This is a genomic window from Polynucleobacter sp. AP-Reno-20A-A9 (genome assembly GCF_018882085.1).
Lineage (GTDB): Bacteria > Pseudomonadota > Gammaproteobacteria > Burkholderiales > Burkholderiaceae > Polynucleobacter.
Genome location: NZ_JACVPB010000007.1, coordinates 86,170 through 109,306, shown reverse-complemented (window position 1 = coordinate 109,306; position 23,137 = coordinate 86,170). Strand labels below are relative to the sequence as shown.

Here is a 23,137-nt window from a genome sequence, read left to right as displayed (position 1 = left end):
CAAGTTGAAAATTTGAAGGAGAATGTAATGACTAAAGTAGCTGTCGTATTTCATAGTGGATATGGACACACCGTAAAGCAGGCTGAGGCTATTGCTAAAGGCGCTAATGGAACATTGATTGCCATTGACGCTGAGGGCAATATTACTGATGAACAATGGGCGACAATTAATGATGCTGACGCGATTGTGTTTGGCTCTCCAACCTATATGGGTTCGGTTAGCTGGCAATTTAAGAAGTTTTCTGATGCTAGTTCTAAGCCATGGTTTTCACAGCAGTGGAAAGACAAAGTCTTCGGTGGCTTTACGAATTCAGCAACGATGAATGGGGATAAGCATTCAACCTTGCATTACTTCTTTACTTTGGCTATGCAGCATTCTGGCCTTTGGGTTGGTACTGGATTGATGCCTTCGAATTCGAAAGCGGCTAAGCGTGATGACATTAACTACGTAGGCTCATCTGCAGGTGCAATGATGCAAACACCATCGGATGCAAGTGCTGATGAAGTGAATGCGGGTGATTTAGAGACTGCAAGGCTGTACGGTGAGCGCATTGCAAAAATTACCAAGCAGTTGCGCGGCTAATGAATAAAGTCAGATACACCTCAATTGCCATCATCTTACATTGGGTGATGGCGCTTTTGATATTTGCAACATGGTCAATTGCAATTGCTGTGGCTGATATGCCATTAAGCCCAGTCAGAATTACAGGAATCAGCTGGCACAAATGGCTTGGTGTCACCATATTCTTTTTGGTGGTGCTACGTTTGTTGTGGCGTGCAATTCAACCTGCTCCTGCATTAAACATCGCAATGCCAGCATGGCAAGAGCGTGCAATGAAGCTAACCCATCTTGCACTGTACTTACTAATGCTTCTGATTCCGATTGTGGGCTGGTTAATGAGTTCCGCTAAGGGCTATACCGTCAACTACTTTGGCTTATTTGAATTGCCGGATTTGGTAGATAAAGATAAGGCACTTGGCCATCAGCTGAAAGAGATCCATGAGTTTCTGGCTAACGGCTTAATGGCTTTGGTTGGGCTTCATATTTTGGCTGCACTAAAGCATCAATTTATCGATAAAGATGGCTTAATAAGCCGCATGACCTTTGGAGGCTCTACCCATGAAAAGTAAATTCTCATTACGTTTTGAGATATTGGCACAAGCTTTATTAGCTATGCTATTTATTGGCGCTGCAAGCTCAGCTTATGCGGTGGAGTATTCATCTATTGATGCCGCGAAAAGCAAAATTACTTTTACAAGTAAATTGATGGGCTCAAAGATCTCTGGAAGTTTTGGAAAATTTTCAGGGAAGGTTGTATTTAACCCGGACGAGCCAGAAAAAGCGAAGGCCAATCTCATCATTGAGATCTCTAGCTTTAACGCTGGTGGAGAAGAGTTACAAGAAGAAGCAAAAGGAAAAGACTGGTTTAGTACAAAGCTCTTCCCAACTGCAAGCTATGTTACTGACTCTGTTAAGTCCACAGGCCCTAATAGTTTGGATGCCCATGGAACCCTAATCATTAAGGGTAAAGCAGTACCACTGTTGATTTCTGTCAAGTATCAGCCGCAAGGCAAGCAGATGGTCTTTGATGCCAGCTTTCAGGTACTGAGGTTAGATTTTGGCTTAGGTGCTGGAAATTGGGCAGATACTTCCGCGGTTGCCAATGAGGTGCCAGTCAATGTTCACTTAGTCTTAAATCAAAAATAGTTTTACAAATTAACTTATCTAAACTCATTTTTACTAACTTAGTTATTCAATTTTTAATCAGGAGAATTACATGAAATCAAAATTACTTATCGCTTTATTTGCAACAATTGGTCTTAGCTCTGCTTTTGCTGCGCCAGTAACTTATGCTACTGATGCTAACCATACCTTTGCTCAGTTTGAATATAACCATTTAGGATTCTCTACGCAGACTAGCCGCTTTAATGCAGTTGCTGGAACTGTAACAATTGATCAAGCCGCGAAAAAAGGCAGTGCAGATATCACTATTGATACGAAATCTGTTGATACAGGATCTACTTTGTTTAATAGCCATATTCAAAGCGAAGACTTTTTATCTACCACTCAATTTCCTACTGCTAGCTTTCAATCAAACGACATGATTTTTAAAGGTGACAAACCGGTTGCCCTAAAAGGTGTGCTGACATTGAAGGGCGTAAGCAAGCCAGTTACACTAAAAATTACTAACTTTGAGTGCAAAAAACACCCAATGTCTGGTGTTGATTATTGCGGAGCTAATGCCGAAACTAAGGTTAAGCGTACAGAGTTCAATATGGGCAAATACGCCCCGAACGTAGGTGACGATGTGACCATCATGATCGCCATTGAGGGCTCTAAAAAGGAGTAATTCCTTTTGTAGGGCTGATGGCATCTGAAAAACCACCTACGGGTGGTTTTTTCATTCTTAGTCGACTCGGTTTATAATTGCATAAGTAATTGAATTAAAAGGGATTATTCCTTTAATTCCACTTTTGCTGGTTTGACAGCTCTCAGGGGCTCTTGGACAATGCCATGGGTGGTTGATTCAAGCCCTAAGCCCTCATGACAGTTGATACTTACTCCTCCTTCAATAAACCGCTTTTGATGCTCGAAGCCCGTGCGCTGAGTTGTATCCGTGGTGAGCGACAGTTATTTCAGGGTCTGAATCTCACAGTGACGGCTGGAGAGTGCTTGCATGTACGTGGCGAGAACGGGGTTGGAAAAACGAGTCTCTTAAGGCTTCTGACGGGTTTAGCTAAACCAGAAGCGGGAGAGGTTCTTTGGAATCATCAGTCAATCGCTAAGGACCCTTCTCTTTATCATCGTGAACTTTTATTCCTGGGGCATCGTGATGCTCTTAAAGAAGATCTCACTGCATTAGAAAATCTGCAGCTGTATGCAGTGCTTGATGATTTTCATTTGCCAGGCGATAAGGCCTTAGCAGCTCTCTGGCGTTTTGGTTTTCGTGGGCGTGAGAACTTACCAGTTAGCTGTTTATCGGCTGGACAAAAACGTCGGATATTAATGGCGCGTATGTTGACGCGTCAAGCCAAGTTATGGATCTTAGATGAGCCATTCAATGCACTTGATATTCATGCCGTACAAGATTTACAAGGACTGATAACTGAGCATGTAGAGCAAGGTGGTTTAGCAATTCTGACTAGTCATCAAGAAGTTGATCTTCCACGTGTGAGGGTGCTAGATTTATGAATGCCTTGCTCGCTATCATTCGCCGTGATTTGCTCTTGGTTATGCGCCGCAAGAGTGAGGTGCTTACAGCCCTTTTCTTTTTTGTCGTGGTTACGAGTTTGTTTCCATTGGGTATTGGTGCGGATGCTGCTTTGCTGCGTAAGATTGCGCCCGGGGTTCTCTGGGTTGCGGCCTTGCTATCGACCCTATTGGGATTGCAGCGTATGTTTGCCGCAGACTATCAAGATGGTGCCTTAGAGCAGCTTGCCTTGTCACCTCAACCCATGGTCTTGTTGGTGACTGGAAAAATTATTGCTCATTGGATGGTTAGCGGGCTACCACTTGTGCTCTTGGCCCCGATCATCGGTATTCAGTTTGATTTAGATGCTAGTTCTTTGTATGTGCTGATGGGAACTCTATTATTGGGTACTCCAGTGCTATCCTTGCTGGGCTCAATAGGTGCGGCGTTGACCTTAGGTGTTAGAGGTGGCAGCCTCTTATTAAGTTTATTGATACTGCCTTTATATATTCCGGTTCTCATTTTTGGCGCCGGAGCTGTATATGCCAATAGTGTGGGTTTGGAAACGTCAGGCCATTTTTCTTTGTTAGGCGCATTATTGATTTTGGCTTTAGCATTTGTTCCTTGGGTAAGTAGTGCAGCTGTAAAGATTGCGATTGAATGAATCTGATAAATAATTTTTCTAATCACCGCTTGGTTAACTGGTTTAAGTTATCTAGCCCCAGCACTTTTTATCCGGTGGCGGGTAAGCTTACTCCGTTCTTCTGGGTCTTGGCTTTTCTGTTTGGTGCTGCTGGTCTTTGGGTTAGCTTTTTTGTTGCACCGGTGGACGCTGTTCAAGGGCAGGGCTATCGCATCATTTTTATTCATGTGCCCGCTTCCTGGATGTCGATGTTCATTTATTTAGTTATGGCTGCGTGGGCAGGACTAGGACTGGTTTTTAATACCCGTTTATCTGCCATGATGGCCCAGGCTCTTGCTCCAATAGGTGCTTGGATGGCATTTCTGTCTTTATGGACTGGCGCATTTTGGGGCAAGCCTATGTGGGGCGCCTGGTGGGTTTGGGATGCACGCCTAACCTCAGAACTGATTCTCTTATTTCTGTATTTGGGCTTTATTGCTTTGCGAGCATCTATTGATGACCCGCGACGTGCGGACAAGGCGAGTGCCATTTTGGCTTTGGTAGGCGTTGTAAACGTACCGATTATTTATTTCTCAGTGAAATGGTGGAATACTTTGCATCAAGGCGCCTCCGTTTCTCTCACAAAAGCTCCAGCAATGGCACAAACCATGCTCTGGGGAATGCTGTTGATGGCCTTATGTCTTTGGATGTACACCATTGCAGTCACCTTAATGCGAGTGAGGGCAATCATTCTGGAGCGTGAAGCCCATGCTGATTGGGTGAGACAATCAATTGAGGTGAAAATCTGATGTGGAATAGCCCTTCTGAGTTTTTTGCCATGGGTGGCTACGCGCTGTATGTGTGGAGCAGTTTTGGTGTTTGTGCGCTGGTATTAATACTAGAACCCTTAATGGTGCGTGCTCGTTTTAGAGCAATCGTACGTCGGTTGAAGCAAGAGCAATTAGCAGAGCAGTTTGATAAAGAGATTGGTAAGTGAAGCCTAGACATAAACGTGCATTGATGATTGTTGCAGCCCTGATCGCGATCGGTGTAGCTGCGCTCTTAATTTTGAATGCCCTCAATAGCAATATTGCTTTGTATGTCACCCCAAGTGAGGTGGCAGCAGGCAAAGCACCTCAAGGCCAGGCTTTCCGAATTGGTGGCATGGTAAAAGATGGCTCATTAAAGCGTGACGGCTTAACCGTGCACTTTGTGATTACTGATCTCGTAAAAGATATCCCTGTGGCCTATACCGGCATTCTTCCTGATTTATTTAAAGAGGGTAAAGGTGCTGTGATCCAAGGCCGCATGAATACGGATGGTGAATTTATTGCTAGCGAAGTGCTGGCTAAGCATGACGAAAACTATATGCCTCCTGAAGCCAAGCATGCTTTAGAGCAAGCTCAAAAAAATGGAAGTAATAAATGATTCCTGAGTTTGGGCATTACGCGTTAGTTCTGGCGCTCTGTGTTGCTTGCATTCAGGGGGTTTTGCCATTACTAGGTGCGTACTATGGCCGACGTGATTGGTTGGTGCTAGCTAGACCTGCTGCGCAAACGGTTTTCTTATTGCTGGCGATTGCTTTTGGAATCTTGGCTTGGAGTTTTTACGCTAATGATTTTTCTGTACTTTATGTTGCTGAGCACTCGAATTCACAGCTGCCGGTGATTTATCGATTGGGCGCAGTATGGGGCGGTCATGAAGGGTCGCTCTTGTTATGGATCTTCTTGCTAGCTACCTGGACCATTTTGGTTGCACAGCTTTCTAAAGCATTAGATGACTTTATGGTGGCGCGAGTGATTGGTGTTCTGGGCTTGGTCACTAGCGGTCTGCTCCTGTTTGTTTTAACAACCTCCAATCCGTTTGAGCGCCTATTGCCTGCGGCGCAAGATGGCCGTTCCTTAAATCCACTTTTGCAAGATCCAGGTTTAGTATTTCATCCGCCAATGTTGTACATGGGCTACGTCGGTTTTTCAGTAGCCTTTGCATTTGCGATTGCATCTTTATTGTCCGGAAGGTTGGATGCAGCTTGGGCTCGTTGGTCGCGTCCTTGGACAACCGCTGCTTGGGTTTTCCTGACCCTCGGCATTGCTCTAGGATCATGGTGGGCTTATTACGAATTAGGTTGGGGTGGTTGGTGGTTTTGGGATCCCGTTGAGAACGCCTCTTTTATACCTTGGCTCGTGGGTACTGCCTTATTGCATTCTTTAGCGGTTACCGAAAAGCGTGGCGGCTTTAAGAGCTGGACTGTGCTGTTGGCAATTACCGCATTCTCTTTGTCGCTGCTAGGAACCTTCTTGGTTCGTTCGGGTGTCCTGACTTCGGTTCATGCATTTGCAACCGATCCAAGGCGTGGCATTTTTATTCTCATCTTCTTATCACTGGTAGTAGGTTCGTCTCTGATGCTTTACGCATGGCGCGCGCCTAAGAGTTCGATGGGTGGTAAATTCAGCTTAAGTTCACGAGAGACATTGATCTTGCTAGGAAATGTTTTCTTAGTGGTCTCTGCCGGATCTGTTTTGTTGGGAACGCTCTATCCATTATTGATTGATGCCTTACATCTAGGCAAGATTTCTGTAGGTCCTCCATATTTCAATAGTGTATTTGTTCCCATCATGGTGCCATTATTGATATTAATGGGTATTGGTCCCTGGGCGAGCTGGAAACAGAGTAATTTAATTAGCATCATCAAACGTTTATGGCTTGCGGGTGCGGTCGCTCTCATTGCAGGCGTTGCAATCCCTTTGATCATGGGTCAATTTACTTGGCTTGCAGGCATGGGCTTCATGTTGGCTTTTTGGGTAATCGCTTCGGGCTGTATGCAAATTATTCGCCAAGCTAAAGCCGGAAAACCAACCCGTTCTTTTATTGGCATGCAGGTGGCGCATTTAGGTATTGCAGTTTTTGTCATTGGCGTTACGATGGTCGGCGCTTATCAAGAAGAAAAAGATGTGCGTATGTCTGCTGGCGATACAGTTAGTGTTGGCGGATATCAAATCCAGCTGCAGGGTGTTAGTGCTGCTCGTGGCCCGAATTACCAGGCAATGCGCGGTACATTCTTGCTATCTAAAAATGGCAGTGATCAGATTAGTCTTTATCCCGAGAAGAGAAGTTACTTTTCATCAACGATGCCGATGACGGAAGCAGCGATTGATGCTGGGCTTACCCGCGATATTTATGTATCGCTAGGTGAAGAGTTAGGCGATCAATCCTGGGCTGTGCGTGTTTACTACAAGCCTTTTGTAGATTGGATTTGGGGCGGCTGCTTGTTGATGGCTTTAGGTGGCGTGTTGGCTATGTCGGATAAGCGCTATCGACTGAAGTTAAAGAGCAAGTTCGCATGAAAGCAAAATTCTTAATCCCTCTGATCTTGTTTGTAGGCCTGGTAGTCTTTTTGGCTATTGGCTTAAATCGTGATCCGCATGAAGTCCCTTCACCATTAATTAATAAGCCCGCCCCTGCCTTTGAAGTTTCTCAATTGGCCGATACTAATAAAACGTTTTCACCTACAAGCATGAAGGGTCAAGTGTGGGTTCTGAATGTTTGGGCGTCCTGGTGTGTAGCTTGTCGTGAAGAACATCCTGTATTGGTTGAGCTAGCTAAGTCACAAATGGCGCCAGTGGTTGGTTTGGACTATAAAGATAAACGTGAAGATGCTTTAGCGATGCTGGCAAAACAAGGTAATCCTTATTTACTCTCGGCCTTTGATGGTAATGGACGAGTTGGTATTGATTATGGCGTCTATGGTGTGCCTGAGACTTACATCATTGATAAGGCCGGGGTGATTCGCTTTAAACACATTGGTCCGTTGACAATGGATTTATTGAATCAAAAAATCTATCCCATGCTGAGTGAGCTGAAGAAATCATGAGGCGAATTTTCTTAATCGCTGTTTGCATATTTAGTTTAGGGAGCGCATTTTCCAAAGATGCTGCACCACTTGCGGATGATCCCGTAACAGAGCAGCGTCTCATAAGTATTTCGGAAGAAATGCGCTGCTTGGTCTGTCAGAACGAGTCTTTGGCTGGCTCACGCTCGGATTTAGCCAATGATTTGCGCCGTGAAATCCGGATATTGATTCAAGAGGGTAAGAGCGATGATCAAATCCGCTCGTTTATGGTCGAGCGCTACGGCGATTTTGTACTGTATCGCCCGCCAGTGAAGCCGGTGACCTGGTTGCTGTGGATTGGTCCATTTGTTATTTTGGGTCTGGGTATTGCTGGCTTATTAATGTATTTAAGACGCAGAAATAGTAGTGTGCCTAATGTGACTCTGACTGAAGCTGACAATCAAAAAATCGATGCATTATTAGATGCAAGCGATAAGAAAGAGGGATGAGATAAGTGGCTAGCTTTTTAATTCCCGCATTTCTGCTTATGGTATTGGCATTGGTATTGCTGCTGCGCCCCTTCATTTTCCCTGCGAAGAGCTCGGCGGTATCTCGCCGTCAGATGAATGCCGTCATATACCGAGAAGAGTTAGATAAATTAGAGGTCGAACATACGGCCGGTGTAATCACTTCAGCGGATTATGAGATTGCTCATGCTGAAATGCGTCAGAGACTTTTTCAAGACACCATCGAAGAGGATGATCGTGAAGTTGCCGGCTTCTCAAAGAAGACTGCAGTCGGACTGTGCATCTTTGTTGTCTTGCTATCTTCGGCTCTGTATTTCTCTTTGGGGGATGTTGTCCGCATAGCCCAAAACAATTCTGAAAAACCCGTCACCCAAGAAGGTGTTGAAAAAATGGTGGCCGAATTTGCCATCAAAATGGAAAAAGATCCTAGCAACTTAAAGGGCTGGGCGATGTTGGCTCGTTCTTATCGAATCTTGGGTCGCGACGAAGATGCTGCTAAAGCATATGCGCGCGCTGGTAGCTTTATTGATTCTGATCCGCAATTGTTGGCTGACTACGCCGATGTATTAGCTAGTAATGCAAATGGTAGCTTTGTTGGCAAGCCTTCACAGTTGATTAATCAAGCCTTAAAGCTGGACCCCAATAACTTAATGGCGCTTTGGCTTTCTGGAACCGCATCGTATAGTTCTGGAAACTATAAGGCAGCAGTACAGTCTTGGGAAAGGCTCGCTCAGCAACTCCCGCCCAATACAGATGAGGCACGCGCAATTCAAGGGTCTATTGCTGAGGCGCGTTCTAAGGGTGGTCTGCCTACTTCTGCGCCAGTTGCTTCAGCTGCAAAAGGCATTAGTGGGAAGATTGAATTGTCTGCTGATCTTAAATCCAAGATTAAGCCTGGCGATATTCTGATGGTGATTGCACGTAAACCTGGTGAGCGTGTGCCCGTGGCTGTCTTGAAGGTGCCTGTAGCTGACTTTCCAATGAGCTTTACATTGAATGATTCCTTGGCCATGAATCCCAGTGCGCCTCTCTCTCAATTATCTGAGGCGAGTATCGAGGTACGCATTTCTAAGACAGGGATGGCTAAGCCTGAACCGGGAGATTTAATCTCTTCAGTGCAGACCATTAAGGTTGGTACGAGCAATATTCGTCTACTAGTCGACCAAGTTCGCCAGTAACGTTTTAGCCTCTGCCTACAAATGGCATATTGGTTGCCATGATGGTCATCGACAGAATGTTGCTCCCCAATGGAAGTTGGGCCATATGCAGTACGGCTTCGCCAACATGATCTACATCCATGCGTGGCTCCACTTTAATAGACTGATCTGCCTGCATGATTCCAGCAGCCATCCGTTCAGTCATCTCTGTTGCAGCATTGCCGATATCGATTTGACCGCACGCAATATTGAAAGGGCGCCCATCTAATGCAATGGTTTTAGTCAAGCCGCTGATGGCATGTTTAGTGGCTGTATAAGGTGCCGACATTGGACGTGGTGCATGTGCAGAGATTGAGCCGTTATTGATAATTCTGCCGCCTTGTGGAGATTGTGCTTTCATCATTCGAATCGCTTCTTGTGAGCACAAGAATGCACCGCAGAGGTTGGCATTGACTACATTCATCCACTGCTCGTAACTTAAGTCTTCCATTGGTATGGCAGGCGCTCCCATACCAGCGTTATTAAAGAGCACATCAATACGACCAAATTTATTGCTGAGCGCTGTAAATAGATTTTTGACTTCATCGGGCTTCCCAACATCACAAGCAACCGCAAGACAGTTGCTTTGATTGCCGCCAATATCAAGAATAGCCTTTTCTAATTTATCCAGATTACGTCCGGTGAGTACTACTTGATAGCCCCCCTTGAGAAGAGCCTTGGCGGCAGCCCGTCCAATGCCAGTACCTGCGCCAGTAACTAGGGCCACTTTGTTTTTTGCTGAATTCATCATATTCTTTAGGGCTGCTTAAAAGCCTCATCTTATCGTGATTTATTCGACCTGTTTGAAACCTTTGCCTAATGCTTTGCTCGGGGCATAATGCAAAAAACATAAGAGATTTCAATGAATTTCATCAAAAGACAAATTTATAACCCTATAGCGCTAGTAACTGGCTTTTTTGCGTTACTAATCATTTTCTTTGCCGTACTCTGGATCTTGGTTCCCCCGCCCCCCAAGTCGATCGAAATGGCTACCGGCTTTCCTACAGGGCTGTATTACCAGTTTGGTGAGCGCCTGAAAACAGAAATAGCCAAAGAGGGTGTTGATCTCAAGGTGCGATCTACTGGTGGAACATTAGATAATCTAGCTCTTTTGAATGATCCCAAGTCCGGAGTTGATTTTGCAATGGTGCAGGGTGGTGTTGCTAATCTGAATGAATATCCAAAATTAGTGTCAATTGCAGGCATGTTTTATGAGCCGATTTGGGTTTGGTATCGTGATGCCGCATTCAAGAATGATGGTGGGCAACTCACTATCTTGAATCAATTAAAAGGTAAAAGAGTTTCGATAGGTAATGAAGGAAGCGGTACTTTAGTGCTTGCTAAAGATCTATTGCGAGCAAGCGGTATTTCTGAAGATGAGATCAAACTAGAAAAGCTCAAGCCAGATGAGGCTATCGCAAAATTAAATAATGGCCAATTAGATGCGGTATTTATTGTCGCCGCAGCTGAGGCGCCGATTTTGCATAAGTTTTACTCTGTTCCTGGTCTTCGTTTGATGAGTTTTGATCAAGCAGATGCTTACACCCGCAATTTAACCTACCTATCTAAAGTGGTAGTTCCCAGGGGTTTATTGAGCATTGAGTTTGATCAGCCACGTCAAGATATCCAAGTGATGGCAGCCACTGCAACATTGGTTGCTCATGATGATGTCAGCCCGGCCTTGGTGTCACTTTTGCTTGGGGCTTCATACGATATTTTGAAAACCTATTCACGCTTACAAAAAGTGGGCGAGTTTCCGTCGAGCTCGGGTTTGGATTTTCCTTTGCATGTGGATGCGGAAATCTATTTAAAGGATGGACCTTCATTCTTACATCGTCACTTGCCATTCTGGACGGCAGTTTGGGCTGGGCGTTTTGTCAAGATTGTGATTCCATTGCTGGTGATTTTGATTCCACTATTTACTTATATTCCTTCGACTAAGAACTTCTTCTTACGATTGAAGTTGGCCCAGGTATATGAAGAGCTTAAGGTGATCGAGAGAAATGCGCAAAATCCAGCGTTAAAAGAAAAGAACTTTAAGGATCTTGTAGATATCGAGAGGCGTGTTGGAAATATTAAGGTATCCATGTTGGATGCTAAAGAGCTTTATGACCTCAAAGGGCATGTGGGTGAAGTGCGTCACCGCCTGAATTTGGTTCATTAAAAAGGATGTGGATATGAGTAGGTTAATTCAACATATATTTTTAGCTTTAGGATTGCTTGCCTCTATTGGGGTTCAGGCACAAGCCTACCCAAGCAAGCCTATATCTATGGTGGTTCCTCAGGCGGCGGGCGGCACTAATGACATTGTGGCGCGTTTAATTGCGCCATCATTTGGTGAAGCAATTGGGGCCTCTATTGTGGTTGAAAATAGACCTGGTGCCGGTGGCAACATAGGCACACAAAGTGTTGCACGCTCACCCAAGGACGGCTATACCTTACTGCTCACTATCAATAGTGCACAAGCCATCAATCCTTCCTTGTATAAAAATCCTGGCTTTGATCCTGTAAATGATTTTGTGCCTTTGTATTACATTGGAGCAGCACCTTATGTATTGGTGTCTCCACCGGGATCTCCTTATAAAACACTAGCAGACGTCGTTACTGCGGCCAAGAAGAAGCCTGGGGAGTTGTCATATGCCTCGGCTGGTAATGGCACGATTAGTCACTTATTGGGCGCTATGCTTAATGCGAGCGCTGGTATTGAAATGCAACATATCCCTTATAAGGGAGTGGCCCCAGCAATTAATGATGTATTAGGTGGACAAGTGCCACTGGCATTTGCGAGTTTGCCATCAGCCCTCAATTACATTAAGGCAGGAAAACTTCAGGCGATCGCGATTAGCTCTGCTAAGCGTTCGAGTGCTGCGCCCGAAATCCCGACTATTGCAGAAACTTATCCTGATTGTGTTGGCGAGGTATGGGTAGCAATCTTTGCCCCTGTTGGTGTTAGTGCGGATGTAGTCAAGAAGGTGCAGTTAGCGATGGAGAAGACCTTGTCGAAATCAGAAGTACGTGAGAAGCTATCCGCACAAGGCTTGGATCTTGCACCAGTCTCTACTAATAAGTTGAGCTCTTTACTTAAGGACGAGTTGGTAAAGTGGGCAAAAATTGTGAAAGCATCCGGAGCTCAGTTGGATTAACGCATTTTTGCTGCATGACCTAAAATAGACCTATGACGATTACAGGCCTTGCGCCTACACTGACCCCTCTAAAGCAGATCGATCAAGCTTTGCGTGATGACGGCTTTGCTGTGGTATCTGCTGAGACGGTTGCTAAATTTAGTAATACAGAGCTATCTAAGCTTCAAGATCTCACGAAGTATTGGGAAAACCTGCCCCGCGATCCTTATTTAAAAGATGGTGGGCGCTACCGCTTTCGTCGACATGCTAGCTATGAGATTAAGGGCGATGAGCTCACCTTGGTTCCGCATCGCGCACACTGGCAATCACTGGATTACAACGCATTGCATGGTGGGATTGAGCGCTGGTTTGAGCCTATACAGGGTGAGTTAGTAAGCAGTTCTGCTTGGCAATCTGTTTTGCTCGGACTTGCGCATATCTTGAATGGCCTAAAGTCTGTGAATACTTGGTTTGTTGAAGCGCATCAATTTCGGATTGACACTACTGATGGTATCGGACGTCCAACACCTGAAGGCGCCCATCGCGATGGTGTTGATTTTGTAGCAGTCTTTTTGTTGGATCGAGAAGGTATTAAGGGTGGTGAGACCAGAATATTTGATACCTCTGGCTCTGCGGGATTACGTTTCACCCTTACACAACCTTGGTCTTTATTGTTAATGAATGATCAGCGCATGATTCATGAATCAACACCCATTCAACCAATAGCAAAATATGGCTATCGAGATACCTTAGTTCTCACTTACCGCTCTAATGGGTTCCAAGATTCTCCAAATCGAAGTCAGCAATAAGGCTCCTTGAATTACTCTGGTTCCATGCCGGCTTCTTTAATAGCTTTGGCCCACTTAGCGGTTTCTAGTTTGATTTTTTGACCTAGGGCTTCAGGCGTTCCTGGTTGGGTTTCAAAACCATTTGCAGAAAGTCGTTCTACTAGATCTTTTGACTTGGCTGCACTATTAATGGCTTGATTAAGCTTTAGGACAGCATCTTTTGGCATACCCGCCGGACCAAATGCCGCAAAAAAGGCGATAAGTTCATAACCCTTGATGCCCAATGCTTCATTTACCGTAGGTAGCTCCGGAATAGCCGGCGAGCGCTTCAGAGAGGTGACGGCTAAGCCGCGGATTTTGCCTGCTTGAACCTGCGGCAAAGAAACTCCAAAGTCAGATGTAAACATATTCACCTGGCCGCCAATTAAATCAGTCATTGCATTGGGCCCACTTTTGTATGAGACCCCAATCATTTTGATATCCGCAAAGCTTGCAAGCATTTCTGATGAAACACGCTGTGATGTACTTGCATAAGCAAAAGTCATTTTTCCTGGATTGGCTTTAGCTAGAGAGACAAATCCATTTAGTGATTTAGCGGGCACATCATTATTGATGGCAATAATAAGTGGGGCGGAACCAAAAAATCCAATGGGAGTGAAAGCGGTATCTTGGTTGTAAGGTAAATTTTTAACTAAACTCTTAAGAGCCGCATTGGTGCTGTTGGTCCCGAAGAGAATCGTATATCCATCTGCGGGAGCCTTGGCTACAAAATCTGCGCCAATCAGGCCATTTGCGCCAGGGCGATTTTCAACAACTACAGGTTGACCTAATGACTCAGACATTTTTGCCGCAAAAGCGCGCCCAATTTGGTCGGTTGTGCTTCCAGGGGCAAAGGGAACAATCGCTTTAATGGGTTTGGAGGGGTAGCTATCTGCCGCTACCAGGGGGCTTGTGATGCCAATCATGAGGCCGGCCACGATCTGCAATAAACGAACTGTCAAGGATTTGCTATTCATACTGTCTCCATCTTGTTCTCAGTAGTGTAGCGGGTCTAATTCGTTCTGGGCGAGTAGAATGAGTCCACGTTTCTACTGACTATTTATGCGCTTTCGTTCAGCTGGCTATACCCCTCTTATGCTTCTGGCACAAACCTGTGCTTTATTGGGTTTTGCTTGCTATGCCGTTGTATTAACCACTTTGCAAGAAGAGTGGCATCTCAGTAATTTGCAATCGGGCCTGATTGCCAGCGCCTTTTTCTTTGGTTACATGCTTGCGGTTCCTTTGGCCACGGCTTTAACGGACCGGGTGGATGCACGTAAGGTCTATCTAATAGGGGGCCTCACAGCAAGCTGCGGACTTTTAGGTATGGGTCTATTGGCTTATAACTTTTGGACAGCACTCTTTTTTATGGCTTTGAATGGTGCTGGTCTTGCTGGCACCTATATGCCTGGTCTCAAGATTTTGTCTGATCGCATCCAGTCGGGAGAGTTAACGAGGCACATTGCGTTCTATACCGCTTTCTTTGGTATTGGTACTGGATTTTCATATTTATGCTCAGGTTGGATTTTGAGTGGGCTAGGTTGGCACTATGTATTTGGCCTGATCGCCTTGGGCCCACTGAGCGCATTTCTGATTGTCTTATTGCTTATCCCAGCACTTCAGCATGAAAAATGGAAGGGGCCAATCAACATTCGTCTACACGATATCTTTCCGGTGGATAAATGGAAATTGGTTTTGCAGGACAAAAATGCAGCAGGCTTTATTTTTGGCTATACCGCTCACACTCTAGAGCTATTTGCATCGAGAAGTTGGATTGTTGCCTTCTTTGTTTTTTGTGCAATTGCTTCTGGCGAAGATTTTTTTCTAACAGCCACGACTTTAGCTGGGGTGATTAATTTCTTTGGCGTGCCTTCCTCTATATTGGGCAATGAAATTGCTTTGAGAGTGGGGCGTCAAAAATGGGTGTGTATTGTGATGCTGACTAGTGCGGTATTGGGTATTGCATTCGCTTGTTCAACAGGCCAATCATGGTGGTTGATTGTTGCTCTGGCTATCGGACATGCTATTTTCATCATGGCAGATTCCTCAACCCTCACTGCAGGCTTGGTGATTAGCGCGCAAGAAAATATCAAGGGTGCCGCAATGGGCCTGCACTCGTTGATGGGGTTTGGTGGCGGCTTATTGGGCCCCGCTATTTTTGGTTTCGTTTTAGATATCTCCGGTTCTCGCACTTCGCAAGTTGCCTGGGTATGGGCATACGTTGCCGTAGTCATCTGGGGCGTTCTATTTGTGATTTACGAACGGCGTAGAGGTTGGGGTAGTTCAGTGCGCGCATGAGTAATCAGAGAAATGAGCGGATAAATGAGCAGATGAATAAGAAGAATTTTTTAGTCTGCTACCACTGTTCAAGCCAGATTCTCCCGGGCGATTTAATTGAGGCGGAACTGGCGAACGAGCTCCGATCATTCTGTTGTTCGGGCTGCATGGCAATTGCGCAAACCATTCATGGCGAAGGCCTAGAAGTTTTCTACGCTAGGCGTTCTCAGTCAGGTGATAAGCCGGCAGCCTATCTTGCAGGTGATGAGATTCCAGAAAAACTCAAGCCTTATGACGACCCTTCGTTACGGGGTCGCTTTACTCGCCCGTCTGGAGGGGAGGGCGATCTTGAAACTACTCTACGCTTAGAAAAAATTCGATGTGCAGCTTGTGTTTGGCTGTGTGAACAACATTTGCGTCGTAATGCAGGCGTTAAAGATGTGCAAATTAATTACGTCACGCAAAAAGTAATAGTGCGTTTTTCCCCAGATCAAACGAGCTTAGCAAGATTGCTTTTTGAAATTGAGCGCATTGGTTATGAGGCATGGCCATTTGAGCCTTCCCAATCATTAGACCGAGCAAAAAAGGAAAGGCGCCACCTGCTTTTGCGACTAGGCGTAGCAATGCTGGGCATGATGCAGGTCATGATGTATGCCTGGCCTACGTATGTCGGTGCTGATATCACGCTGGAATTTGAGATTCTCTTGGGTTGGACTAGCTGGTTGTTGACTGTCCCTGTGATGGTCTATTCTGCGGGACCTATCTTTCAGTCAGCCTGGCGAAGTGTTCAGTCCTTTAAGCAAACGCATTTGTTGGGAATGGATGTTCCTATTGCATTGGCTTTAGCTTTAGCTTTTGTTGCGGGAACCATTAATTTAATTACTGGCGTTGGACATAGTTATTTTGATTCCATCACCATGTTTGTCGCCTTTATCTTGGCGGCGCGATATGTAGAGCTATTAGCAAGACAAGATGCGCAAGGTGGGGCAGAGGCCTTGGCTAAACAACTACCCGCAACCTGTGAGCGGGCATTTAATTACCCTTCATCACAAGAAATTGAAGTGGTGCCTGTTGTCAATTGCAATCCTGGAGAAGTATTGCGAGTTTCTCCTGGTGAAGTGGTGCCGGCTGACGGTATCCTAATCGAAAATGCGAGTGCCTTAGATGAGTCTTTGCTCACAGGCGAATCCAAGCCGGTTGAGAAAAAAATTGGTGACCGTGTGTACGCTGGTACTCATAACATTCTCAACCCATTACTCATGCGAATCGAGGCAGTAGGGCAATCAACGCGTATTGCTGGAATTGCCTCATTATTAGATCAAGCATTGCTTGCTAAACCAGTCATGGTGAGTCTTGCTGAAAAGTGGACGGCATACTTTGTCGCCTTCTTATTGCTTAGTGCATTTGCCTCTTCTGCCATCTGGTTGTATTTTGACCCCAGTCGCGCATGGACGGTTTTAGTTTCTGTCTTGGTTGCCAGTTGCCCATGTGCTTTATCGCTCGCAGTACCCACTGCTATGGCAGCAGCTCAAGGTGCAGTCACTAAATTGGGCTTGCTGATTGTGCGCGGTCATGTGATGGAGGGTTTAGTAAAAGCCACCGACTTAGTATTAGACAAAACAGGCACCTTAACGATGGGTCAGCCAGAGCTTCAAGAGATCATTAATTTACGACCAGGCTATCGCCGTGAAGATGCTTTAGCTTTAGCTACGGCATTAGAAGCAGGGCAAAGACATCCGTTGGCGCTTTCTTTAATGCGTGCCGCTGCCTCTGAAAATATATCCTTACCCGCATTGAGTGAGCCAGTGATTAATCAACTAGGAAAAGGGTTAAGTTCGGGTACGTATCGCCTGGGAAGTGCTTTATGGCTGGGCTTAGAGCAGGGCCCCCAATTGGGGCAATATGGTCAGGTGCATTTAGCGGACGCGCAGGGATTGATAGCCAGCTTTATATTTTTGGATACGCCTAGAGCAGGATTGGAGCATTTCTTAAAAGTAGTGAAGTCCAGAAAGATTGCAGTGCATTTAGTTTCCGGTGATGACCGCGCTACGGTTGCATGGTGGGCTCATCATGTTGGCATCGAGCACTATCAAGGCGGCTGCACGCCGGAAGATAAGTATGACTACATTGAAAGATTGCAAAAAGAAAATCGATTTGTTTGGGCTATTGGTGATGGTGTGAACGATGCGCCTTTGCTTGCTCGTGCAGATATCTCTATTGCGGTCGGCGCAGGTGCACCCTTAGCCTCCGCTGGCGCCGATGCAATCTTGACGGCTAGCTCTTTAGAGTCTTTAGCTAAGACTTTATTGTTGGCTGATAAAACCCAGGCAATCATTAAAGAAAACTTATGGTGGGCCTTAGCTTACAACTTGCTCGCCATTCCTGCTGCAATGATGGGTTTGGTAAATCCCTGGGTGGCTGGAATTGGAATGTCGCTTTCTTCGTTGGCGGTGACTTTGAATGCCTGGCGCTTGCGAAAAGCTTAGACTGTAGGCATGGAAAGTCTATTTCTTCTCATTCCTTTATCGCTGGTGCTAGTCGGCCTTTTGGCTTGGATTTTGCGCTGGTCTATCAAGAGTGGGCAATTTGATGATTTGGATGGTCCTGGGCACGCGATTTTGATGGATGATGACACTCCAGCACCCCAAGAAGTTAGTAAGCACTCTCAAAAATAGCTATATAACTAAATAGCTCAAGAAATCTAGGGTTTCCCTTAGAGGCATCGTCTGAATTTGCCCTACCCTTTTTGATATAGATCAAATCTCCCTCGGGGGTCTACTTTGATAATCAATCCAGTCTATTTGGATTATGTCGCTGTTTGGTCACAAAAAAGGAGAAACCATGGGACTTACCGTGGGGAGTAATCAAGATACCTTCAATTACAAGGTTGTCAGCCAATTTGCCATCGTTACTGTGCTTTGGGGAATTGTTGGCATGCTCGTGGGAGTTATCCTTGCAGCCCAGCTGATCTGGCCTGAAATCACTTTTAATATTCCTTGGTTGAGTTATGGTCGCTTGCGTCCTTTGCATACCAATGCCGTGATTTTTGCTTTTGGTGGATCAGCCTTATTCGCAACGTCCTATTACATTGTGCAGCGCACCTGCCAGGTACGACTCTTCTGCGACAAGTTAGCGGCATTTACTTTCTGGGGTTGGCAGGCAGTTATTGTTTCTGCTGCGATTACTTTGCCATTAGGCATTACCACTTCCAAAGAGTACGCTGAATTAGAGTGGCCAATTGATATCTTGATAACGATCGTTTGGGTTGCTTATGCGATTGTGTTCTTCGGCACTGTGATCAAGCGCAAGACTAAACATATTTATGTCTCTAACTGGTTCTTTGGTGCTTACATTCTGACGATTGCGGTATTGCATATCGTCAACAATTTGGAAATGCCAGCAAGCCTCTTTAAGTCTTATTCAGCATATGCTGGTGCACAAGATGCAATGATTCAGTGGTGGTACGGTCATAACGCAGTAGGATTCTTTTTAACTACGAGCTTCTTGGGCATGATGTATTACTTCATTCCAAAGCAGGCCGAGCGTCCAATCTACTCATATCGTTTGTCGATTGTCCATTTCTGGGCTTTGAACTTTACTTATATGTGGGCAGGTCCTCACCACTTACAGCACACCTCTTTGCCAGACTGGACTCAGTCTTTAGGTATGGTGTTCTCATTGATCTTGTTGGCGCCATCTTGGGGCGGCATGATTAACGGCATCATGACACTATCTGGGGCATGGTACAAATTACGCCGTGATCCGATCCTGAAATTTTTGGTGGTGGCCTTGTCCTTCTACGGTATGTCCACCTTCGAAGGCTCCATGATGTCTATCAAGACAGTGAATAGCTTGTCTCACTACACAGACTGGACTATTGGGCACGTTCACTCCGGTGCTTTAGGTTGGGTTGCCATGATTACGATTGGTTCTCTGTACTACCTCATTCCACGTTTAGTGGGTCAGAAGGATATGTACAGCACCAAGTTAATTGAAGTGCATTTTTGGATTGCAACTATCGGCGTGGTGATTTACATCGCCGCAATGTGGATTGCTGGGGTAATGCAAGGTTTGATGTGGAGAGCATTCGAGCCAGATGGAACTTTGACTTATAGCTTCGTTGAGTCTGTAAAAGCAACTTATCCCTTCTATGTCATTCGTTTGTTAGGCGGCCTGTGCTACTTAAGCGGTATGTTTGTAATGGCCTACAACGTCTACAAAACAGTGGTCGGTAAAAAATTCATTGACGCTGCGATTCCACAAGCGTCTGTAGCTGCTCATTAAGGATAAGAACATGTCAGAACAACGTCGATTTTTCTCCCACGAAACGCTTGAGCGTAATGTTGGTTGGTTGATCATTGCTACCATTGCGGCAATCTCGATTGCCGGTTTGGTGCAGATCGTGCCTTTATTTTTCCAACACTCAACTACTGAGCCAAGCCCAGGCGTCGAGCCATATTCAGCCTTGCGTTTAGCTGGTCGTGATATCTATCAACGAGAAGGCTGTATGGGTTGCCATTCACAGCAGATTCGTACACTGCGTTCAGAAGTGGAGCGCTATGGCCCTTACTCTTTGGCTGGTGAATCAGTGTTTGATCATCCATTCCTATGGGGTAGCAAACGTACTGGCCCAGATTTAGCACGTGTAGGTGGTCGCTATTCAGATGCATGGCATCAAATTCACTTAAATAATCCGCGTGACGTAGTGCCAGAGTCCAATATGCCGGCTTATCCATATTTAACTAAGAGCGCTGCTGATGCAGGTAGCATTCAATCACATATGGTTGCCATGCGTCGTTTAGGTGTTCCATATACTGATGAGCAAATTGCTAATGCGCCTAAAGAGCTGGAAGGTAAAACCGAATTAGATGCGCTGGTTGCCTACTTGCAAGGTCTTGGCATTAATCGTAGATACATCACTGTTGATGAGGTGGTTGCTAAGTAATTCTTAGCAATAGAGAACTATGCAAAACATTGCCCCTTACCTCTCAGCAATCTCTACTGTGCTTGGCTTGGTAGTTTTTATTGGAATCGTTTGGTGGGCTTGGTCTGCAAAAAGACAGCCCGCTAATCAAGAATCCGCCGAACTTCCGTTCGATCTTCCCGATGAATTCAGTAAGGATAAATCATGAGTGACTTTCTTAGTGCCGGTTGGAGTGCCTATATCGCCTTAGTAACATTAGTCGGTATTTTTTGGTGCATCTGGCTATTATTTTCTCAACGTAAGACCAAAGTAACACTGAAGCCTGATGGCCAAGTGGCTGATACTGGGCATGTTTGGGACGGCGATCTACGTGAGTTAAATAATCCATTGCCACGTTGGTGGATGTGGATGTTCTTGATCTCTTGCATCTTTGCTTTAGTGTATTTAGTTCTCTATCCAGGTCTCGGTTCATACCCAGGTCTCTTAGGCTACAGTACAGATGGTGCTTTGATGAAGTCGATGACTACTGCAAATGATGAGCTCAAGCCTGTTTATGCCAAGTACGTCAAGATGGATATTGAGCAAGTGGCGGCCGACCCTAAGGCGCGTGAGATGGGTCAACGCCTCTTCTTGAATTCTTGCGCACAGTGTCACGGCTCTGATGCAGGTGGCGCAAAAGGATTCCCGAATTTGACTGATGGCGACTGGCTTTATGGTGGTTCACCAGAAAATATCAAAGCATCTATTACCTATGGTCGCGGCGGTGTAATGCCACCATTCCCACAATTGGATGCCAATCAAATTGTGGATGTTGCTAACTATGTTCGTAGCCTTTCAGGCTTACCAGCAGATAACGCTAAAGCAGCTCGTGGTGCGCAAGTATTCAGTGCAAATTGCGTAGCCTGCCATGGTGCTGACGGCAAAGGCAATATTGCTTTAGGGGCGCCGAATTTAACCGATAAAGTATGGTTATATGGTGCATCAGAAGCAACCATTGTGGAAACTGTCACTAAAGGCCGTATGGCTATGATGCCTGCGCAGGACAAGGTATTGAGCCCTGAGAAGATCCAGTTATTAACAGCATATGTCTGGGGTTTATCTAATAATAAACAACCAGCAGCCAAATAAGATCAGTCATCAGTGTCAGATATTTTGCCGGGTGGGAAACCTGTTCCGATAGAAGTCATTGAGGAATCTCTTTACGAGGTCCGGCGAAAGATTTACCCGCGTTCTGTATCTGGGCTCTTTGCCCGCTGGCGTTTCATCTTAGTCTTTGCAACTCAACTATTGTTTTATGGCTTGCCTTGGTTGAGTTGGAATGACCGTCAAGCAGTTCTCTTTGATTTAGTTCAGCGTAAGTTTTATATCTTCGGCCTAGTTCTTTGGCCACAAGACGTGATTTATCTCACGCTCTTACTCATTCTTTCTGCGTTAGCTCTATTCCTATTTACTGCGGTGGCTGGGCGCTTATTTTGTGGTTATGCATGTCCACAGACTGTCTACACCGAAATCTTTATGTGGATCGAGCGCAAGGTCGAGGGAGACCGATTTGCACGGATTCGTTTAGATGGTGAGGAGTGGCCATGGGGGTTTCGTAAATGGCGCATCAAGATCACAAAACATTTCCTATGGTTGCTCATCGCTTTCTGGACCGGCTTTACCTTTATTGGCTACTTCACTCCTATAGAAACATTGGGTGCATCATTGCTGCACCTTTCCCTGGGCCCATGGCAAACCTTCTGGTTAGGCTTTTATAGCTTTGCAACTTGGGGTAACGCAGGTTTTATGCGTGAACAAGTTTGTAAATATATGTGCCCATATGCCCGCTTTCAAAGCGTGATGGTAGATAAGGATACTTTCTTGGTTACCTACGATAAAGTGCGCGGCGAACCAAGGGGCAGTCGTAGTAAATCCGCAGATAAAGCTTCCCTAGGTTTGGGTGATTGCGTTGACTGTAGTATTTGTGTGCAGGTATGTCCAACGGGTATTGATATCCGTGATGGCTTGCAATACATGTGTATTGGTTGTGGCGCCTGTATTGACGCCTGCAATCAAGTAATGGAGAAGGTTAATTATCCAAAAGGATTGATTCGCTATACGACTGAGCGTGCAATTGAGGATAAGGAATCCAATCAAAGCGCCATCCGCCATATATTGCGCCCGCGAGTATTAATCTATACAGCCTTTATTACCGTTCTTGCTTCCGCATTTCTGATTTCCTTGGTCACGCGCAATCCATTAAGAGTTGATGTGATGCGCGATCGTGGCGCTTTAGCTCGTGAAGTAGAGGGTATTCGTATCGAAAATATTTACCGCATTCAAATTATGAATGCCTCTGAGCATCCAATGAAGGTACAGGTCAAAGCTACGGGTTTAGATGATTTAAGGATTTTGAATTCACAAGGTAAAGAAATTCACGAGATTGAAGTTGCGCCAGCAAGCAATCAGTTGCTCCCAATTAAAGTCAGTACTACTATTGGTGAGCATGAATCTGGAAATTACCCAATTCATTTTGATGTTACTGCGCAAGAATTAACGGGGGATAAAGAAGTCATTAGAACCCGTGAAGAGAAATCTACTTTTATTATTCCCCGTTAAGCTAGACGGCAATGGAGAGGATGGA

General features: G+C 45.4%; 26 protein-coding genes. 24 read left to right on the top strand and 2 right to left on the bottom strand.

All coding sequences use genetic code 11. The features are described from left to right. The first annotated feature begins 27 nt into the window (after window positions 1-27). The 13 genes from ICN39_RS07930 (at window position 28) to ccmI (ending at window position 9,346) form a co-directional block, all read left to right on the top strand. Window positions 28-582: a flavodoxin family protein gene (locus ICN39_RS07930; RefSeq protein ID WP_216233510.1), complete on the top strand. Its 555-nt coding sequence runs from the start codon at window positions 28-30 to the stop codon at window positions 580-582. Then, window positions 582-1,130 (top strand): cytochrome b, encoded by a 549-nt coding sequence (locus ICN39_RS07925; RefSeq protein ID WP_215320689.1) that lies wholly within the window; start codon window positions 582-584, stop codon window positions 1,128-1,130. Before ICN39_RS07930 ends, ICN39_RS07925 begins: the two co-directional genes overlap by 1 nt. Further along, entirely contained in the window at window positions 1,120-1,707 is a 588-nt protein-coding gene (locus ICN39_RS07920; RefSeq protein WP_215320687.1) for a YceI family protein, read from the top strand. Before ICN39_RS07925 ends, ICN39_RS07920 begins: the two co-directional genes overlap by 11 nt. Before the next feature lie 70 nt (window positions 1,708-1,777). Beyond that, the gene (locus ICN39_RS07915) at window positions 1,778-2,350 is read left to right on the top strand and encodes a YceI family protein (RefSeq protein WP_216233509.1); all 573 of its coding nucleotides are present in this window, start codon (window positions 1,778-1,780) and stop codon (window positions 2,348-2,350) included. 194 nt (window positions 2,351-2,544) lie between these two features. Then, complete coding sequence (ccmA, locus tag ICN39_RS07910; protein WP_255532382.1) at window positions 2,545-3,192, top strand: cytochrome c biogenesis heme-transporting ATPase CcmA; 648 nt, start codon at window positions 2,545-2,547, stop codon at window positions 3,190-3,192. Then, window positions 3,189-3,854 (top strand): heme exporter protein CcmB, encoded by a 666-nt coding sequence (gene ccmB / locus ICN39_RS07905; RefSeq protein WP_216233508.1) that lies wholly within the window; start codon window positions 3,189-3,191, stop codon window positions 3,852-3,854. The genes ccmA and ccmB overlap by 4 nt, the downstream gene beginning before the upstream one ends. Continuing rightward, window positions 3,851-4,621 carry a heme ABC transporter permease CcmC gene (gene ccmC / locus ICN39_RS07900; protein ID WP_216233507.1) on the top strand — a complete coding sequence of 257 codons (771 nt, stop codon included), beginning with the start codon at window positions 3,851-3,853 and terminating at the stop codon, window positions 4,619-4,621. Before ccmB ends, ccmC begins: the two co-directional genes overlap by 4 nt. Beyond that, a complete protein-coding gene (gene ccmD / locus ICN39_RS07895; RefSeq protein WP_216233506.1) occupies window positions 4,621-4,809 on the top strand; it encodes a heme exporter protein CcmD in 189 nt (62 codons plus the stop codon). The genes ccmC and ccmD overlap by 1 nt, the downstream gene beginning before the upstream one ends. Then, a complete protein-coding gene (ccmE, locus tag ICN39_RS07890; RefSeq protein WP_216233505.1) occupies window positions 4,806-5,240 on the top strand; it encodes a cytochrome c maturation protein CcmE in 435 nt (144 codons plus the stop codon). The genes ccmD and ccmE overlap by 4 nt, the downstream gene beginning before the upstream one ends. Further along, entirely contained in the window at window positions 5,237-7,156 is a 1,920-nt protein-coding gene (locus tag ICN39_RS07885; RefSeq protein WP_216233504.1) for a heme lyase CcmF/NrfE family subunit, read from the top strand. Before ccmE ends, ICN39_RS07885 begins: the two co-directional genes overlap by 4 nt. Continuing rightward, a complete protein-coding gene (locus ICN39_RS07880) occupies window positions 7,153-7,683 on the top strand; it encodes a DsbE family thiol:disulfide interchange protein (RefSeq protein ID WP_216233503.1) in 531 nt (176 codons plus the stop codon). The genes ICN39_RS07885 and ICN39_RS07880 overlap by 4 nt, the downstream gene beginning before the upstream one ends. Then, complete coding sequence (locus ICN39_RS07875) at window positions 7,680-8,150, top strand: cytochrome c-type biogenesis protein (protein WP_216233502.1); 471 nt, start codon at window positions 7,680-7,682, stop codon at window positions 8,148-8,150. The genes ICN39_RS07880 and ICN39_RS07875 overlap by 4 nt, the downstream gene beginning before the upstream one ends. 5 nt (window positions 8,151-8,155) lie before the next feature. After that, on the top strand, window positions 8,156-9,346 hold the full coding sequence (gene ccmI / locus ICN39_RS07870; protein WP_216233501.1) for a c-type cytochrome biogenesis protein CcmI: 1,191 nt from the start codon (window positions 8,156-8,158) through the stop codon (window positions 9,344-9,346). 4 nt (window positions 9,347-9,350) lie between these two features. On the opposite strand, the gene ICN39_RS07865 is transcribed toward ccmI, so the two are convergent. After that, a complete protein-coding gene (locus ICN39_RS07865; RefSeq protein WP_370623711.1) occupies window positions 9,351-10,112 on the bottom strand; it encodes an SDR family oxidoreductase in 762 nt (253 codons plus the stop codon). A 114-nt stretch (window positions 10,113-10,226) separates the two neighbouring features. On the opposite strand from ICN39_RS07865, the gene ICN39_RS07860 reads away from it, so the two are divergent. From ICN39_RS07860 to ICN39_RS07850, 3 genes are read left to right on the top strand one after another with little or no spacing between them, the layout of a single operon-like run. Then, window positions 10,227-11,528 (top strand): TAXI family TRAP transporter solute-binding subunit, encoded by a 1,302-nt coding sequence (locus tag ICN39_RS07860; RefSeq protein WP_216233499.1) that lies wholly within the window; start codon window positions 10,227-10,229, stop codon window positions 11,526-11,528. Window positions 11,529-11,541: 13 nt separating this feature from the next. Beyond that, window positions 11,542-12,507, top strand: a complete 966-nt coding sequence (locus tag ICN39_RS07855) for a tripartite tricarboxylate transporter substrate binding protein (RefSeq protein WP_216233498.1) — start codon at window positions 11,542-11,544, stop codon at window positions 12,505-12,507. Window positions 12,508-12,539: 32 nt separating this feature from the next. Further along, complete coding sequence (locus ICN39_RS07850; protein WP_216233497.1) at window positions 12,540-13,295, top strand: 2OG-Fe dioxygenase family protein; 756 nt, start codon at window positions 12,540-12,542, stop codon at window positions 13,293-13,295. Window positions 13,296-13,306: 11 nt separating this feature from the next. Here the strand turns inward: ICN39_RS07850 and ICN39_RS07845 are convergent, their stop codons facing one another. After that, window positions 13,307-14,290: a tripartite tricarboxylate transporter substrate binding protein gene (locus tag ICN39_RS07845; protein ID WP_255532381.1), complete on the bottom strand. Its 984-nt coding sequence runs from the start codon at window positions 14,288-14,290 to the stop codon at window positions 13,307-13,309. Window positions 14,291-14,375: 85 nt separating this feature from the next. Between ICN39_RS07845 and ICN39_RS07840 the strand changes: the two genes are divergently transcribed. The 8 genes from ICN39_RS07840 to ccoG all read left to right on the top strand — a co-directional run bounded on the left by ICN39_RS07840 (window position 14,376) and on the right by ccoG (window position 23,112). Then, window positions 14,376-15,611, top strand: a complete 1,236-nt coding sequence (locus ICN39_RS07840) for an MFS transporter (protein WP_216233496.1) — start codon at window positions 14,376-14,378, stop codon at window positions 15,609-15,611. Continuing rightward, a complete protein-coding gene (locus tag ICN39_RS07835; protein WP_370623708.1) occupies window positions 15,608-18,076 on the top strand; it encodes a heavy metal translocating P-type ATPase in 2,469 nt (822 codons plus the stop codon). The genes ICN39_RS07840 and ICN39_RS07835 overlap by 4 nt, the downstream gene beginning before the upstream one ends. Before the next feature lie 9 nt (window positions 18,077-18,085). Continuing rightward, window positions 18,086-18,265, top strand: a complete 180-nt coding sequence (gene ccoS / locus ICN39_RS07830) for a cbb3-type cytochrome oxidase assembly protein CcoS (protein ID WP_216233494.1) — start codon at window positions 18,086-18,088, stop codon at window positions 18,263-18,265. A 166-nt stretch (window positions 18,266-18,431) separates the two neighbouring features. Continuing rightward, on the top strand, window positions 18,432-19,874 hold the full coding sequence (ccoN, locus tag ICN39_RS07825; RefSeq protein WP_216233493.1) for a cytochrome-c oxidase, cbb3-type subunit I: 1,443 nt from the start codon (window positions 18,432-18,434) through the stop codon (window positions 19,872-19,874). 10 nt (window positions 19,875-19,884) lie between these two features. Next, the gene (ccoO, locus tag ICN39_RS07820) at window positions 19,885-20,535 is read left to right on the top strand and encodes a cytochrome-c oxidase, cbb3-type subunit II (protein ID WP_216233492.1); all 651 of its coding nucleotides are present in this window, start codon (window positions 19,885-19,887) and stop codon (window positions 20,533-20,535) included. A gap of 19 nt (window positions 20,536-20,554) precedes the next feature. After that, window positions 20,555-20,722, top strand: coding sequence for a cbb3-type cytochrome C oxidase subunit 3 (locus tag ICN39_RS07815; protein ID WP_072583709.1), 168 nt, complete (start codon window positions 20,555-20,557; stop codon window positions 20,720-20,722). Further along, complete coding sequence (ccoP, locus tag ICN39_RS07810) at window positions 20,719-21,642, top strand: cytochrome-c oxidase, cbb3-type subunit III (protein ID WP_216233491.1); 924 nt, start codon at window positions 20,719-20,721, stop codon at window positions 21,640-21,642. Before ICN39_RS07815 ends, ccoP begins: the two co-directional genes overlap by 4 nt. A gap of 12 nt (window positions 21,643-21,654) precedes the next feature. After that, window positions 21,655-23,112, top strand: a complete 1,458-nt coding sequence (ccoG, locus tag ICN39_RS07805; RefSeq protein ID WP_216233490.1) for a cytochrome c oxidase accessory protein CcoG — start codon at window positions 21,655-21,657, stop codon at window positions 23,110-23,112. The last annotated feature ends 25 nt before the right edge of the window (window positions 23,113-23,137 follow it).